Annotated in this window: 10 protein-coding genes and 1 pseudogene; 8 read left to right on the top strand and 3 right to left on the bottom strand. The window is 71.1% G+C overall.

Annotated features, from left to right (window positions below; translation table 11 throughout):
* Window positions 1-73 precede the first annotated feature (73 nt).
* Both M1E25_RS00935 and recD2 read right to left on the bottom strand, forming a co-directional pair.
* Complete coding sequence (locus tag M1E25_RS00935) at window positions 74-1363, bottom strand: citrate synthase (RefSeq protein WP_251407825.1); 1290 nt, start codon at window positions 1361-1363, stop codon at window positions 74-76.
* A 170-nt stretch (window positions 1364-1533) separates the two neighbouring features.
* The gene (recD2, locus tag M1E25_RS00930) at window positions 1534-3747 is read right to left on the bottom strand and encodes an SF1B family DNA helicase RecD2 (RefSeq protein WP_251407822.1); all 2214 of its coding nucleotides are present in this window, start codon (window positions 3745-3747) and stop codon (window positions 1534-1536) included.
* 229 nt (window positions 3748-3976) lie between these two features.
* Between recD2 and M1E25_RS00925 the strand changes: the two genes are divergently transcribed.
* The 8 genes and pseudogenes from M1E25_RS00925 to M1E25_RS00885 all read left to right on the top strand — a co-directional run bounded on the left by M1E25_RS00925 (window position 3977) and on the right by M1E25_RS00885 (window position 14196).
* Window positions 3977-4984, top strand: coding sequence for a LacI family DNA-binding transcriptional regulator (locus tag M1E25_RS00925; protein ID WP_251407819.1), 1008 nt, complete (start codon window positions 3977-3979; stop codon window positions 4982-4984).
* Between the two features lie 80 nt (window positions 4985-5064).
* Window positions 5065-6546, top strand: coding sequence for a sugar ABC transporter ATP-binding protein (locus M1E25_RS00920; RefSeq protein WP_251408243.1), 1482 nt, complete (start codon window positions 5065-5067; stop codon window positions 6544-6546).
* Window positions 6536-8526: pseudogene (locus M1E25_RS25860) on the top strand (ABC transporter permease/substrate-binding protein). Before M1E25_RS00920 ends, M1E25_RS25860 begins: the two are co-directional and overlap by 11 nt.
* 42 nt (window positions 8527-8568) lie before the next feature.
* Window positions 8569-9489 carry a ribokinase gene (locus tag M1E25_RS00905; RefSeq protein ID WP_251407810.1) on the top strand — a complete coding sequence of 307 codons (921 nt, stop codon included), beginning with the start codon at window positions 8569-8571 and terminating at the stop codon, window positions 9487-9489.
* Window positions 9486-9881 (top strand): D-ribose pyranase, encoded by a 396-nt coding sequence (rbsD, locus tag M1E25_RS00900; protein ID WP_251407807.1) that lies wholly within the window; start codon window positions 9486-9488, stop codon window positions 9879-9881. The genes M1E25_RS00905 and rbsD overlap by 4 nt, the downstream gene beginning before the upstream one ends.
* A 307-nt stretch (window positions 9882-10188) precedes the next feature.
* A complete protein-coding gene (locus M1E25_RS00895; protein WP_251407804.1) occupies window positions 10189-11013 on the top strand; it encodes a sugar phosphate isomerase/epimerase family protein in 825 nt (274 codons plus the stop codon).
* A gap of 231 nt (window positions 11014-11244) precedes the next feature.
* Window positions 11245-12117 carry an aldo/keto reductase gene (locus M1E25_RS00890; protein ID WP_251407801.1) on the top strand — a complete coding sequence of 291 codons (873 nt, stop codon included), beginning with the start codon at window positions 11245-11247 and terminating at the stop codon, window positions 12115-12117.
* A gap of 258 nt (window positions 12118-12375) precedes the next feature.
* Entirely contained in the window at window positions 12376-14196 is a 1821-nt protein-coding gene (locus M1E25_RS00885) for a glycoside hydrolase family 3 protein (RefSeq protein WP_251407798.1), read from the top strand.
* A gap of 113 nt (window positions 14197-14309) precedes the next feature.
* Here the strand turns inward: M1E25_RS00885 and M1E25_RS00880 are convergent, their stop codons facing one another.
* Window positions 14310-15728, bottom strand: a complete 1419-nt coding sequence (locus M1E25_RS00880; RefSeq protein WP_251407795.1) for a S28 family serine protease — start codon at window positions 15726-15728, stop codon at window positions 14310-14312.
* Window positions 15729-15787 lie beyond the last annotated feature (59 nt).

Genomic DNA, 15787 nt, shown 5'->3' with positions numbered 1-15787 from the left:
CACTCGGTGCGGACGCGCAAGGGCCCCGGGGCAAGAAGCAAGCCCCGGGGCCCTGGGAGATGCGGTGCGGCAGTCAGCGCTTCTCGACCGGCACGAAGTCGCGCTGGACGACGCCCGTGTAGATCTGGCGCGGACGGCCGATGCGGGAACCCGGCTCCTTGATCATCTCGTGCCACTGGGCGATCCAGCCGGGAAGCCGGCCGAGCGCGAACAGCACAGTGAACATCTCGGTCGGGAAGCCCATCGCCCGGTAGATCAGACCCGTGTAGAAATCGACGTTCGGGTAGAGCTTCCGCTCGACGAAATAGTCGTCCGCCAGCGCGTGCTCCTCGAGCTTCAACGCGATGTCGAGCAGCTCGTCGGACTTGCCGAGGGCCGAGAGGACGTCGTGCGCCGCCGCCTTGATGATCTTCGCCCGGGGGTCGAAGTTCTTGTAGACCCGGTGCCCGAAGCCCATGAGCTTCACGCCGTCTTCCTTGTTCTTCACCTTGCGGATGAAGGTGTCGACGTCGCCGCCGGCGTTGCGGATGCCCTCGAGCATCTCCAGCACCGACTGGTTGGCCCCGCCGTGCAGCGGGCCCCACAGGGCGCTGATGCCGGCCGAGATCGAGGCGAACATGTTCGCCTGCGAGGAGCCGACCAGGCGCACGGTCGAGGTCGAGCAGTTCTGCTCGTGGTCGGCGTGCAGGATCAGCAGCTTGTCGAGGGCGTTCACCACGACCGGGTCGAGGTGGTACTCCTCGGCCGGCACGGAGAACGTCATGCGCAGGAAGTTCTCGACGTAGCCGAGGTCGTTGCGCGGGTAGACCACCGGGTGGCCCACGGACTTCTTGAACGCGTACGCGGCGATCGTCGGCAGCTTGGCCAGCAGGCGGATCGTCGAGAGGTGGCGCTGCTTCTCGTCGAACGGGTTGTGGCTGTCCTGGTAGAAGGTCGAGAGGGCGCTGACGACCGAGGAGAGCATCGCCATCGGGTGCGCGTCACGCGGGAAGCCGTCGTAGAAGCGCTTGACGTCCTCGTGCAGCAGGGTGTGCTGGGTGATCTCGTTCTTGAACGCGTCCAGCTCGTCGGCCGTGGGGAGCTCACCGTTGATCAGGAGGAACGCGGTCTCGAGGAACGTGCTGCGCTCGGCGAGCTGCTCGATCGGGTAACCGCGGTAGCGCAGGACGCCCTGTTCGCCGTCGAGATACGTGACGGCGGACTGGTAAGCGGCCGTGTTGCCGTACCCGCTGTCCAGGGTCACCAGCCCGGTCTGCGCCCGGAGCTTGCCGATGTCGAAGCCCTTGTCGCCGACGGTGCTGTCGACCACCGGGTAGGTGTACTCGCCGTCCCCGTACCGCAGTACTACAGAGTTGTCGCTCACGTCATCCCTCACCGACGTTGTGCCTCTACCTAGAGGTGCCCTGACTGTCTCCAGCTTCCCCCATTCGGCACTCGCGCGTGCACTCGGGGTCGGCCACTGCCGTCATTTCTGGCACGCAGTGCCGCTGTGCGCCTCCCATCCTGCTCCTCCCGGGCCCGATACAGGAAATCTCACGGCCGGACGGCCCCGCCGAGACGGTGGTCGAGAGCCGTGCAGCGGCGGCCTGCGGAGACCGTGCGCACCGCCTGGCCGAGCGCCCGACGCGACCCGACCAGCACGACCAGGCGCTTCGCCCGCGTCACGGCGGTGTAGAGCAGATTGCGCTGCAGCATCATCCAGGCGCCCGTGGTGACGGGGATCACCACCGCCGGGTACTCGCTCCCCTGAGACCGGTGGATGGTGACGGCGTAGGCGTGCGTCAGCTCGTCGAGCTCGTCGAAGTCGTACGGCACCTCCTCGTCCTCGTCGGTGAGGACGGTGAGCCGCTGCTCGTCGTTGTTCAAGGACGTCACGACGCCGACGGTGCCGTTGAAGACGCCGTTCGCCCCCTTCTCGTAGTTGTTGCGGATCTGGGTGACCTTGTCCCCGACCCGGAAGACCCGTCCGCCGAAGCGGCGTTCGGGGAGGTCGGGACGCGCGGGCGTGACGGCCTGCTGGAGCAGCCCGTTGAGGGTGCCGGCGCCGGCGGGACCACGGTGCATCGGCGCCAGCACCTGCACGTCGCGGCGCGGGTCCAGCCCGAACCGGGCGGGGATGCGGCGGGCGGCGACGTCCACCGTCAGACGGCCCGCCTCCTCGGTGTCCTCCTCGGCGAACAGGAAGAAGTCCGGGAGCCCCCGAGTGAGGGGCGGGACGCCGGAGTTGATGCGGTGGGCGTTGGTCACCACCCCCGACTGCTGCGCCTGCCGGAAGATCCTGGTGAGCCGGACCGCGGGCACCGGGCTGCCGTCAGCGAGGAGGTCGCGCAGCACCTCCCCCGCGCCGACGGACGGGAGTTGGTCGACGTCCCCGACGAGCAGCAGGTGGGCCCCCGGCGGGACCGCCTTGACCAGCTTGTTCGCGAGCAGGAGATCGAGCATGGACGCCTCGTCGACCACCACCAGGTCGGCGTCCAGCGGCCGGTCCCGGTCGTAGGCCGCGTCCCCGCCGGGCTTGAGTTCCAGCAGCCGGTGCACGGTGGACGCTTCGGCGCCGGTGAGCTCCGAGAGCCGCTTCGCGGCCCGCCCGGTCGGCGCGGCCAGCACCACTCTGGCCTTCTTGGCACGGGCGAGTTCGACGACCGACCGCACGGTGAAGGACTTGCCGCAGCCCGGTCCGCCGGTGAGGACGGCGACCTTCTGTGACAGCGCCAGCTTCACCGCCTCGCGCTGCTCGGGGGCCAGGTCGGCGCCGGTACGCCCGGCGAGCCAGGTCAGCGCGGCCTCCCAGTCCACGTCGCGGAAGGCGGGCAGCCGGTCCTCCTCGGTACGCAGCAGCCGCAGCAGTTGCCCGGCCAGGGAGATCTCGGCGCGGTGGAAGGGCACGAGGTAGACGGCCGGGACGGTACCGCCGCCCTCGGGGCCCGGGACGTGCTCGCGGACCACGCCCTCCTCCTCGGCGGCGAGTTCGGCGAGGCAGTCGATGACGAGTCCGGTGTCGACCTGGAGCAGTTTCACCGCGTCGGCGATGAGCTGTTCCTCGGGCAGGTAGCAGTGGCCCGCGTCGGCGGACTGCGAAAGGGCGTACTGGAGACCAGCCTTGACGCGTTCGGGGCTGTCGTGCGGGATGCCGACCGCCTGGGCGATCCGGTCGGCGGTGAGGAAGCCGATGCCCCAGACGTCGGCGGCCAGCCGGTAGGGCCGGTTGCGGACGACGGAGATCGAGGCGTCCTCGTACTTCTTGTAGATGCGCACGGCGATGGAGGTGGAGACGCCGACGCCCTGGAGGAAGACCATCACCTCTTTGATGGCCTTCTGTTCCTCCCAGGCGGCGCCGATGAGTTTCGTGCGCTTGGGTCCGAGCCCGGGGACCTCGATGAGGCGCCCCGGCTCCTTCTCGATGATGTCGAGGGTGTCGATACCGAAGTGGTCGACGATGCGCTCGGCGATGCGCGGGCCGATGCCCTTGATCAGACCGGAGCCCAGATAGCGGCGGATGCCCTGGACGGTGGCGGGCAGGACCGTCGTGTAGTTCTCGACCGTGAACTGGCGGCCGTACTGCGGGTGTGAGCCCCAACGCCCTTCCATGCGCAGCGATTCGCCGGGCTGGGCGCCGAGCAGCGAGCCGACGACCGTCAGCAGGTCGCCGCTGCGCCCCGTGTCCACCCGGGCGACCGTGTAGCCGTTCTCCTCGTTGGCATAGGTGATCCGCTCCAGGACTCCCTCGAGCACCGCGACTTGCACCATGTCGTGACGGTACCGCTGTCCTCCGACAGAACGGCGGGCGCCGACGGGGCCGGAACGGCAGCCGCCGGCCCGTGACGTGCGGGCCCCGTGGGGGGCCGGGCCGGGCACAGCGCCTACACGGCCCGCAGGCAGCATCCGGAAGATAACGATCCGGTCAACCGGTCTTGCTCTTCTGCGTGTAATCGATTCCAATCGAGCGCTGTAATCGTTTCCACAAGGGAGTGCGGCGATGGTCGGCATCAAGGACGTGGCGTCCCTGGCTGGGGTCTCCGTCGCGACCGTGTCGCGCGTGCTCAACCAGCACCCCGCCGTTCGCGCCGAGACGCGGGCCCGTGTCCTGACCGCGGTCGACCGGCTGGCCTACCGGCCGAACGCCGTGGCCCGTTCGCTGCGCACCCACCAGACCCGCACCCTCGGGCTGGTCATCAGCGACGTCCTCAACCCCTTCTTCACCGAGCTGGCCCGCTCGGTCGAGGACGAGGCACGGGCCCTCGGCTACAGCGTGATCATCGGCAACGCCGACGAGCAGCCCGAACTCCAGGACCACCACGTCCGCACCCTGCTGGACCGCCGCATCGACGGACTCCTCGTCAGCCCGACCGACGGCGGCTCTCCGCTGATGCTGGGCGCCGCCCGCACCGGTACCCCCATGGTGTTCGTCGACCGCTGGATCCCCGGCGTGGACGTTCCCGTGGTCCGCGCCGACGGGCGGGACGCCATCCGTGATCTGGTCGCCCACCTCCATGCCCTCGGCCACCGGCGGCTGGCCATCATCAACGGCCCCGCCGCAACCACCACCGGCAGCGAACGCGTCGAGGCTTTCCGCGACGCCCTGCACGCGTACGGCCTCTCGCTGCCCGCCGAGTACGTCGGCCAGGGCGACTTCCAGGCGGACAGCGGCCGGAAGGCCACCGGGCGCTTCCTCGACCTGCCCCGGCCGCCCGACGTGGTCTTCGCCGCGGACAACCTGATGGCCCTCGGCGCAATGGACGAGATGTACGCCCGCGGGCTGCGCGTGCCCGAGGACGTGGCGCTCGCCGCCTTCGACGACATCCCCTGGTTCGTCCACACCGATCCGCCGATCACCGCCATCGCCCAGCCCACCGGCGAACTCGGCCGCACCGCCGTGCGGGCGCTGATCGACGTCGTCGAGGGGCGGACCGCCGCGTCCGTCACCCTCTCCGCCCGCCTCGTGGCCCGCCGTTCCTGCGGCGAACGAAGGGAGCAGACCTCGTGAGTATCCCGTGCACCCCCGGCACGTCGCCCGGTTCGCCGGAGCCGGCGAAGAGCCCGGCGCCGCCGGGTGAGCTGCTCCGCATGGAGGGCGCGCGCAAGGCGTTCCCGGGCGTGGTGGCGCTCGACAGCGTCGATTTCGACCTGCGCGCCGGCGAAGTGCACGTCCTGCTCGGCGAGAACGGCGCCGGGAAGAGCACGCTGATCAAGATGCTGTCCGGCGTCCACACCCCGGACGCCGGGCGGATCCTGGTGGACGGCCGCGAGGTCCACATCCGGACCGCGCAGGACGCCGAGCGGTTCGGCATCGCCACCATCCACCAGGAGTTCAACCTGGTCCCCGACCTGAGCGTGGCCGAGAACATCTTCCTCGGCCGTCAGCCGCGGCGGTGCGGCATGATCGACCGCAAGCGGATGAACGCCGAGGCCGCGGAGCTGCTGGCGCGCGTCGGGGTCGACGTCCCCCCGCAGGCGCGGGTCCGGGACCTCGGCATCGCCCGGCTCCAGATGGTCGAGATCGCCAAGGCGCTCAGCCTCGACGCCCGGGTTCTGATCATGGACGAGCCGACTGCCGTCCTGACCACCGGAGAGGTCGAGAAGCTCTTCGGGATCGTCCGCAGGCTCCGCGAGGACGGCGTGGGCATCGTCTTCATCACCCACCACCTCGAGGAGATCGCCGCCCTCGGAGACCGGGTCACCGTGCTGCGCGACGGGCGCAGCGTCACCCAGGTCCCGGCGGACACCGACGAGGACGAGCTCGTCCGGCTGATGGTGGGCCGCAGCATCGAGCAGCAGTACCCGCGGGAGAGCCCCGACACCGGGCCGGTGCTGCTGAAGGTCTCCGGGCTGACCCGGAACGGCGGGTTCGACGACATCTCCTTCGAGGTGCGGGCGGGCGAAGTCGTCGGGCTTGCCGGGCTGGTGGGCGCCGGGCGCACCGAGGTCGTCCGGGCACTGTTCGGCGCCGACCCCTACGACGCGGGCAGCGTCGAGGTCCTCGGCCGGAAGCTGCCGCGGCACGACGTGATCGCCGCGCTGGAGGCCGGACTCGGCCTCGTCCCGGAGGACCGCAAGGGCCAGGGGCTCGTCCTGGATGCGTCCGTCCAGGAGAACCTCGGTCTGGTGACCCTGCGCAAGGCCACCCGCGGCGGTTTCGTCGACCGGGCCGGACAGCGCACCGCCGCCGAACGCGTCGCCGGGCAGCTGGGCGTCCGGATGGCCGGGATCGACCAGCGGATCCGCACGCTCTCCGGCGGCAACCAGCAGAAGGTCGTCATCGGCAAGTGGCTGCTCGCCGAGTCCAAGGTGCTGATCCTCGACGAGCCGACCCGCGGCATCGACGTGGGCGCCAAGGTCGAGATCTACCAGCTCGTCAACCGGCTGACGGAGTCCGGCCACGCGGTCCTGATGATCTCCAGCGACCTCCCGGAGGTGCTCGGCATGAGTGACCGGGTGCTGGTGATGTCCCAGGGCCGGATCACCGGCGAACTGACCCGACAGGAAGCAACCCAGGACGCCGTGATGGCGCTGGCAGTCAAGGATGTGGAGGGCTCCCGTGGCCACTGACACGCTCAAACGCGACACCGGTCCGGGCACGGACCCCGGCAGGGGCGCGGCCGGACGGGCCCTCGTGCGCCGGGTCCTGCTCGACAACGGTGCGCTGAGCGCACTGGTGGTGCTCGTCGCGGCGCTCTCGCTGCTGTCCGGGGACTTCCTGACGACACAGAACCTGCTGAACGTCGGCGTCCAGGCTGCGGTCACCGCCATTCTGGCGTTCGGTGTCACCTTCGTCATCGTCTCGGCCGGCATCGATCTGTCCGTGGGCTCGGTGGCCGCGCTCTCGGCGACCGTCCTCGCCTGGTCCGCGACCTCCGAGGGGCTGCCGGTGTGGCTGGCGGTGCTGCTGGCCGTCGGCACCGGCACAGCCTGCGGCCTGGTCAACGGTGCCCTGATCTCGTTCGGCAAACTGCCGCCGTTCATCGCCACGTTGGCGATGCTGTCGGTCGGCCGCGGTCTCGCGCTGGTCATCTCGCAGGGCAGCCCGATCACGCTGCCCGACTCGGTCTCCGCGCTCGGCGACACCCTCGGCGGCTGGCTGCCGGTCCCGGTGATCGTCATGGTCGCCATGGGCGTCGCCACGGCCGTGCTCCTCGCCCGTACCTATCTCGGGCGTTCGATGTACGCCATCGGCGGCAACGAGGAGGCGGCGCGGCTGTCCGGCATCCGCGTCAAGCGCCAGAAGCTCGTGATCTACGCCCTCTCCGGCGGCTTCGCGGCGGTGGCGGGCATCGTCCTGGCCTCGCGGCTGGCGTCGGCGCAGCCGCAGGCCGCCATGGGCTACGAGCTCGACGCGATCGCAGCCGTCGTCATCGGCGGCGCGAGCCTGTCCGGCGGAGTCGGCAAGGCCTCGGGGACGCTCATCGGCGCCCTCATCCTCGCCGTGCTGCGCAACGGACTGAACCTGCTGTCCGTGTCGGCGTTCTGGCAGCAGGTCGTCATCGGCGTGGTCATCGCGCTGGCCGTACTGCTCGACACCCTGCGCCGCCGCACCGCCTGAGACGCACCCTGCCCGCCCGTCATCACCTGACCATCCCGACTGCAAGGAAGCAGCCCATGAACACCATGAAGACCACGGTCGCCTTCGCCACCGTCGCCGCCCTCGCCCTCACCGGCACCGCCTGCAACTCGGCCTCCGGCGGCGGCTCGGACCTGAAGATAGGCATGTCGGTCTCGACCCTGAACAACCCCTTCTTCGTCCAGCTGAAGGAGGGCGCACAGGCCGAGGCGAAGGCCGCCGGGGCGGAACTCACCGTCACCGACGCCCAGAACGACGCGTCGCAGCAGGCCAACCAGTTGCAGAACTTCACCAGCCAGAACGTGAAGTCGGTCATCGTGAACCCGGTGGACTCCGACGCCGCCGGCCCGGCGGTGAAGGCCGTCAACAACGCGAACATCCCGGTCGTCGCGGCCGACCGCGGGGTGAACAAGGCGGAGATCGCCACCACCGTGGCCTCCGACAACGTCGCCGGCGGCAAGCTGGCGGCGAAGGAACTGGCCGCGCAGCTCGGCGGCAAGGGCAAGGTCGTGGTCCTGCAGGGGCAGGCCGGCACATCCGCCGCCCGTGAGCGCGACCGGGGATTCACCCAGGGCATCAAGGAGTTCCCGGGCATCAAGGTCGTCGCCAAGCAGCCCGCGGACTTCGACCGGGCCAAGGGCCTGGACGTCATGACCAACCTGATGCAGTCCAACTCCGGTGTCACCGGCGTCTACGCGCAGAACGACGAGATGGCGCTCGGCGCGGCCAAGGCCCTCGGCAGCAAGGCCGGCAAGTCCGTCAAGATCGTCGGTTTCGACGGCACCCCGGACGGGCTGGCCGCCGTGAAGTCCGGCAAGCTCGCGGCCACCATCGCGCAGCAGCCGAAGGAGCTGGGGAAGCTCGCCATGCAGAACGCCCTGAAGCTCGCCAAGGGCAAGAAGGTGAACAGCGAGGTCAAGGTTCCGGTCAAGGTCGTCACCGAGAAGAACGCCGCCGAATTCTCCTCCTGACCGCCCGCCACCGCTGCGAGGCTTCGGAAAGGAGAACCGCGGATGCAGGACTACGACCTGGTGGTCGTGGGCTCGGCCAACGCCGATCTCGTGGTCGGCGTCGAGCGACGCCCGGGAGCCGGTCAGACGGTGCTGGGCTCGGACCTGGCCGTCCATCCCGGCGGCAAGGGCGCCAACCAGGCCGTCGCCGCCGCCCGGCTCGGCGCCCGGACGGCGCTGCTGGCCCGGATCGGCGACGACGCACACGGGCGGATGCTGCTGGACGTCCAGCGCCGCGCCGGCGTCGACACCGCCGGTGTCCTGGTCGGCGGGGCCCCGACCGGTGTGGCGCTGATCGTGGTCGACCCGTCGGGGGACAACAGCATCGTGGTCTCCCCCGGGGCGAACGCCCGTCTCGGCCCCGGCGACGTCCGGGCGGCCGGTGCGATGCTGCGTGCCGCCCGGGTGGTGTCGCTGCAACTCGAGATCCCGCTGGAGAGTGTCGCCGAGACGGTGCGGACGGCTGCGGCGGTTGATACCCGGGTGGTGCTCAACCCGTCGCCGCCGGCCCCGCTGCCGGACGACGTCCTCGCCGCCTGCGATCCGCTGGTGGTCAACGAGCACGAGGCGAAGGCGCTGCTCGCCGGAGATCCGGCCTCGGACGACGACTCTCCCGAGGCGTGGGCCGAGGCCCTGCTGGCCCGGGGCCCTCGCTCCGTCGTGGTCACCCTGGGCGCGGCGGGCGCACTGGTCGCACGGGCGGACGGCGGCGCCGGCACGGTGACGGTGCCCAGCCCCGCCGTCCGGGCGGTGGACACCACGGGTGCGGGCGACGCCTTCACGGGCGCGCTGGCCTGGCGGCTGGGCGCCGGTGACGACCTCGAGACGGCCGTGCGGTTCGCAGTCCGCGTGGGTGCGGCCGCGGTGAAGCGGACGGGGGCGCAGCAGTCCTTCCCCACGCTCGACGAACTGGAGGACCGGTGAAGAGGACCGGAATTCTCAACCGCCACCTGTCCGGTGCGCTGGCCCTGCTGGGGCACACCGACCGCGTGATGGTGTGCGATGCGGGGCTGCCGATCCCGGACGGCCCGGTGGTCGTGGACCTCTCGTTCCGCTCGGGGGTGCCGTCCTTCTCCGAGGTGCTGGACGGGTTGCTCGACGAGCTGGTGGTGGAGGGCGCGACCGCCGCCCGGGAGATCACCGGCCGCAACCCCGAGGCCGCCGCTCTGCTGGCGGGCCGTTTCCCGGACGGGCTGCTCGAGCTGGTCCCGCACGAGGAGCTCAAGGCGTCGACGCGCGGCGCCCGGCTGGTGGTGCGGACGGGGGAGACCCGGCCGTACGCGAACGTGCTGCTGCGCTGCGGCGTGCCGTTCTGATCCGCCACCGTGGCGGAAGCCGTTCGGGGCCCGGTCCGTGGACCGGGCCCCGCGGCGTCCCCCAACCTTGCAGGCCATCCCTGGATCCCCCCCCGGGACTCCCCCACGGAGTGCCTGACTCCCCCTGTACGACACAGGCCGGGACGGAAGGGTTGCATCCGGTTTCGCGACGTTACCGATCCGTTACCGAAGGTGCGACGTTGCAGCACAGACGGCCGCCGGCCTCCCCGTCGTGGCCCGCATGCGGATCGGTTCCGCGGGTACCACTTGTCCCAAGCGAAACGTGAGGCAACGTGAGGCAGGGCACATGAAACTCGCCTTCTCCACCCTGGGAATGCCCGGAACGCCGGCCGACGAGGTGGCACGCCTGGCCGCCGCCACGGGCTACCACGGCGTCGAGCTGCGCGCCCATCCCGACGAGCCCGTGCACGTGGGCCTCTCCCCCGACGAACGCCTCGAGGTGACGGCCGCCTTCAAGTCGGCCGGCGTCGAGATCCTCGCCCTCGCCGGGTACACCCGGGTCGGGGCCCCCGGTCCCGACGACGAGGTGATCGAAGACCTGCACGAACACCTGGCACTCGCCCACGACTTGGGCGCGCGGTACGTGCGGGTGTTCGCCGGCGGCGGCGACGCCCCGGCCGAGGATGTCGACGTGATCGCCGCACGCCGGCTCGCCGCCGCCGCGCCCCGTGCGACCGACCTGGGCGTGCGGCTGCTCCTCGAGACGCACGACTCCCACAGCCGGGGAGTCGACGTCGCCCGCGTCCTCGGACTGGTCGGGCACCGCGCCGTGGGCGCCCTCTGGGACGTGATGCACCCGTGGCGATCCGGCGAGGACCCCTCCGCGACGTACGCGGTCCTGGCCCCGCACCTCGGCTACGTGCAGGTGAAGGACATCGCGTCGGCCGACGACACCACCCCGCTGCCGCTCGGCTCGGGCGTCCTGCCGCTGGCCGAGTGCGTGGAGCTGCTCAGCAGGGCGTTCTACGGCGACAATCCCACGCCGGAGCCGCAGGAGGGCTGGCTCAGCTGGGAGTACGAGAAGGCGTGGTACCCCGAGGCGCCCGCGCTGGCGGACCTGCTGGGGCCCGCCCGCGAGCACCTGTCCCGGCTGATCGCCGAGTCCGCCTGACGCCGGAAACCCCTGGCGCCGCGGGACCCGGAGGGGTCGTCGATCACGGGTCGTGCGGGGACAGGCCCCGCACGACGTCGTCCGGCGATGCCCCTCGGGCGAACCTGTGCCGCCATCCGGCTCAGCTCGGGGTGGTACCGCTCCTTCCAAGGGGCACCCTGGTCCGCCGGGGCCGATGAGTCGCAGGCGATCCGATGTCTGCGCACCCCGGGGACGAGTGGGGCCGAGCGGATGGACTGGACAGCCGTCGGGAGCGTGCGGATCGGACCGGATCGGAGGGTGCGGCGCGTCGGGTTCGGCGGCGCCTGGCTGACGGGCCCGGGAACCCACGGGCCGCCGCCCGACCGCGCCGCGGCGCGCGAGGTCGTGCGCCGCGCGGTCGACGCCGGCGTTCAGCTCGTCGACACCGCCGACTGCTACGGCCCCGGAATCAGCGAGACGCTCATCGCCCAAGCCCTCTTCCCGTATCCGGAGGACGTGGTGGTGTCCACCAAGGGCGGGCGCATCGCGCTCGGTGGCAACAGGTGGCGGGCCGACGGGCGTCCCGAGCACCTGCGCGAGGCGTGCGAGGGCAGTCTGCGGAGACTGCGGCGGGAGGCGATCGACCTCTACCAGTTGAACGCCGTCGACCCCACCGTGCCCCTCGAGGAGTCGCTGGGCGCGCTCGTCGACCTGCGGGACGCCGGGAAGATCCGGGCGATCGGCGTGTGCAACGTCTCCGTGAGCGAGTTCGTCCGGGCCCGCGCCGTCACCGCCATCGCCTCGGTGCAGGACCGCTACGACCTCCTGACCCGCGAGAACGAGGACGTCCTCGACGTTTGCACGGCCGAGGGGACCGTCTTCCTCCCTTGGTTCCCACCCGCGAACGAGCTGCGCGCCCGGCCGGACTCGGTGCTCGACCGGATCGCCTCGCGCCACGGTGCCTCGGCCGCGCAAGTGGCCCTGGCCTGGTTGCTGCGGCGTTCGCCGGTCACCGTGCCGCTGCCGGGAACCTGGAACCCCGAGTGGTGGGAGGAGGACCTGAGTTCCCTGCACCTGCGCTTGACGGAGGCCGAGGTGCGCGAACTCGGCGGCAGCACGCGCCGTTCTCCGCGCCGCGGCTGAGGCTCGCAACGGTCCGGCGCAGCATGCGGCGCCGGAGTGTTCAGGAGCGGCTGAACGACGATCAGACCGCTGTGACCACGGCTCCGACGAGGGCGCGGCGATCCGGCGCACACCATTGACTGGCATTTACTTTCCGGATATCCGTTGCCCGTTGGAAGTTTTTTTCAGTTCCCCGACCGGAAGAGCACGGGCGCCGACCCCGAAGGACGACCCCGGCACCCGCCGCTCCACGGCCCTTCCGCACGGTAAGGAGCGCAAGTGCACTACCCGACCTCGCGCAGATCCCTGCTCACCGCAGGTGCGGCCCTCGTCGCCGCGGCTGCCGTCACCGGCCAGGCGCACGCCGCGCCCGCACGGCCGGACCGCGACCGACTCCGCGGGCTCATCTCCCGGATGAGCCTGGAGGAGAAGGTCGGCCAGCTGTTCGTGATGCGGGTCTACGGCCACTCCGCCACCGACCCGGACCCGGCCGACGTGGCCTCCAACCAGCAGGAGATCGGCGTCGCGAACGCCGCCGAGCTGATCGAGAAGTACCACGTCGGCGGCATCATCTACTTCGCCTGGGCACACAACACCCGCGACCCGCACCAGATCGCCGATCTGTCGAACGGAATCCAGCGGGCGGGCCTCGCCCAGCCGACCCCCCTGCCGCTGCTGATCTCCACCGACCAGGAGCACGGCATCGTGTGCCGGGTGGGCGAGCCCGCCACGCTGCTCCCGGGCGCGATGGCCCTGGGCGCCGGCGGCTCCCGGTCCGATGCCCGGACCGCCGGGCGGATCTCGGGCGCCGAACTCGCCGCGATGGGCATCAGGCAGGACTACGCGCCGGTGGCCGACGTCAACGTCAACCCGGCCAACCCCGTCATCGGCGTGCGCTCGCTGGGTGCCGATCCGCAGGCCGTCGCCGGTCTGGTGGCCGCCCAGGTGCAGGGCTACCAGAGCTCGCAGGTCGCCGCGACCGCCAAGCACTTCCCCGGGCACGGGGACACCGCGACCGACAGCCACTACGGCCTGCCGAAGATCACCCACACCGCCGAGGAGTGGGAGCGGCTCGACGCCCCGCCGTTCCGCGCCGCCATCGAGGCCGGCATCGACTCGATCATGACGGCACACATCCTCGTCCCGTCCCTCGACCCGGCCGAGGACCCCGCCACCCTCTCCAAGCCGATCCTCACCGGCATCCTGCGCGAGAAGCTCGGCTACGACGGCGTCGTCGTCACCGACTCGCTCGGTATGGCGGGCGTCCGCCAGAAGTACGGCGACGAGCGGGTCCCGGTACTGGCCATCAACGCCGGCGTCGACCAGCTGCTCAACCCGCCGGACCTGGCGGTGGCCTGGAACGCGGTGCTCGACGCGGTCAAGGGCGGCGAGATCAGCGAGGAGCGGATCGACGAGTCGATCCTGCGCATCCTCGAACTCAAGTGGCGCCGGGGCCTGTTCAGGGCTCCCTACGTCACCCACGCCGGGGTGGACCGCACGGTGGGCACCGCCTCGCACCGGGCGTCGGCGGCACGGATCGCCGAACGCACCACGACCCTGCTCGTCAACGACGGCGACCTGCTTCCCCTGTCGCGGCGCAGCCACGGCAACCTGCTGGTCGTCGGCGTCGATCCTGCCGCCCCGTCGGGCACCGGCGGCCCGCCGACCGCCGTGCTCGCCGCCGCCATGACCGAACTGGGCTTCGCCGCTACGGCGTTGCCGACCAGCACCGGTGGGCAGCCGAACCCGACCCAGGCGAAGATCGACGAGGCGGTGGCGGCTGCCGAGGGCCGCGATGCGGTGATCGTCACCACGTACAACGTGAGCGCCACGTCCTCCCAGCGCACCCTGGTCTCGTCGCTGGCCGCGACCGGTGTGCCGGTGATCCACCTGGCGATCCGGAACCCGTACGACATCGCCCGCCTGCCGGGGGTGGCCGCCTCCCTTGCGAGCTACTCCTGGACCGACGTCGAGGTTAGGGCGGCCGCCCGTGTCATCGCCGGGAAGGCCGACCCGCGTGGCCGGCTGCCCGTCCCGGTCCAGCGCGCGGACGATCCCTCGCAGGTCCTCTATCCGATCGGCTACGGCCTGCGCTACTGATCGGCCTCTGCGACGGCGGCACCCGGCGCCGCGACGCGCACGGCCCCCGCGGGAGCGATCCCGCGGGGGCCGTGCGCGTGTCCGCCGGGCGGCGGTGTCACCGGGTCAGGAGGTCACGGCCGGACGCCGATCCGCTCGAGGCGGTCCTTGTCCAGCCCGGCGTCGTAGGCGGCCAGCGGCCTCGGGGCGGTGTCCCCGCGACGGACGGCGGGCGGCGTGACGCCGGCCCACTCCAGCACCCTGGCGGTGGCCGCGGCGCGCTCCTCCGCCGTCAACTGGTCGATCTTGGCACCGTGGTTGGCGCCCGGGGCGGTGTAGACGTAGGAGTCCTCGCTCCCCTTTCCGAGGCGGAACGGCTCGGCGCCCCACGGGTCGTTCTCCCCGTAGACGAACAGCATCCGCTCGCTCTTGTGCCGCACCCAGCGGTCGACGTCCTTCATGACGCCCTGACGCCACTTCATCGGGATGTCGCGCGGCACGTACGAGCGCGGCTGGTAGATCCCCGGGTAGCGCAGCAGCCCGTCCAGGTGCGGGGTCGCGAACTCCGGCGAACCCAGTTCGGTACCGGCCTGGTAGTAGTACGGCGTGTACGGCGACAGGCCCTGGTCGGTGTAGAAGGAGAACCCGGAGATCGAGTCGACGTAGTCGTAGATCTCGTCGGTGGTGGCGGTCGGCTTCGGCACCTCGGCGCAGTCGGCCTCCGGGCTGTACTGCCAGAACGCCCACACGAGGTCGAGGACGACGTTCTCGTAGGCCTTGTCGGCGCTGCCGACGGTGCGGAACGTCGAGCCGGTCTCGCGCGCCCAGGCCTCGTACCGGTCCACGATCTCGTCGCGGCGCACCAGGGCCTCGCGCTGGATCGCGTTCAGGGCCGAACGGCACTCCTTCGTCGAGACGTGGGCGAAGAACTCGTCGTAGGCGGAGTCCTCGCGGTTGTCCACGTCGTTCGGGGCGACGTACGCGACGGTGGCGTCCATGTCCTGCGGGTGGAAGCGGCGGTAGTACGTGGCCGTCATGCCGCCCTTGCTGCCGCCGGTGGCCAGCCATTTCTGCCCGTAGATGCGCTTGAGGGCCGTGAAGATGCGGTGCTGGTCGTCGGCGGCCTGCCGGATGTCGAGCTTCGACCAGTCGGCCGGCTGCGGCCGGGACGGTGTGAAGAACCGGTACTCCAGGGAGACCTGGTTGCCGTCGACGATCCGGGTCGGCTCACTGCGGCTCGGGTTCGTGGAGACGTTGTACCCGGAGGTGAAGAAGACCGTGGGCCGGTCCGTGGACTTGTGCAGCAGCGTCAGACGCTGCTGGAAGGTGCCCTTGGACGGATGCCGGTGATCGACCGGCTGGGTGTACGCGAGAACGAAGTAGCGGTAGCCGTCGACCGGCTTCTCCTCGATCAGACTCATCCCCGGGATCGCGAGGATGCGGTCCTTGATGTCCGGATCCGTTGCGGTGGCGGCACCGGCGGACGCGCCGCCGACGCCGATGGTGCCTATCAGCAACGCGAATGACAGCAGCCATCTGAGCACCTTGCGCATCAGTTCTCCCCTGCTCAGGCAAAGTTGCCGCGAACCTATCCGCAGGGATCGGGCGCCCG

It is taken from the genome of Streptomyces meridianus, from assembly GCF_023703325.1.
Classification (GTDB): Bacteria; Actinomycetota; Actinomycetes; order Streptomycetales; family Streptomycetaceae; genus Streptomyces; species Streptomyces meridianus.
Note: the sequence above shows the minus strand (reverse complement) of the source record. Positions and strands in the feature narration are given on the sequence as shown.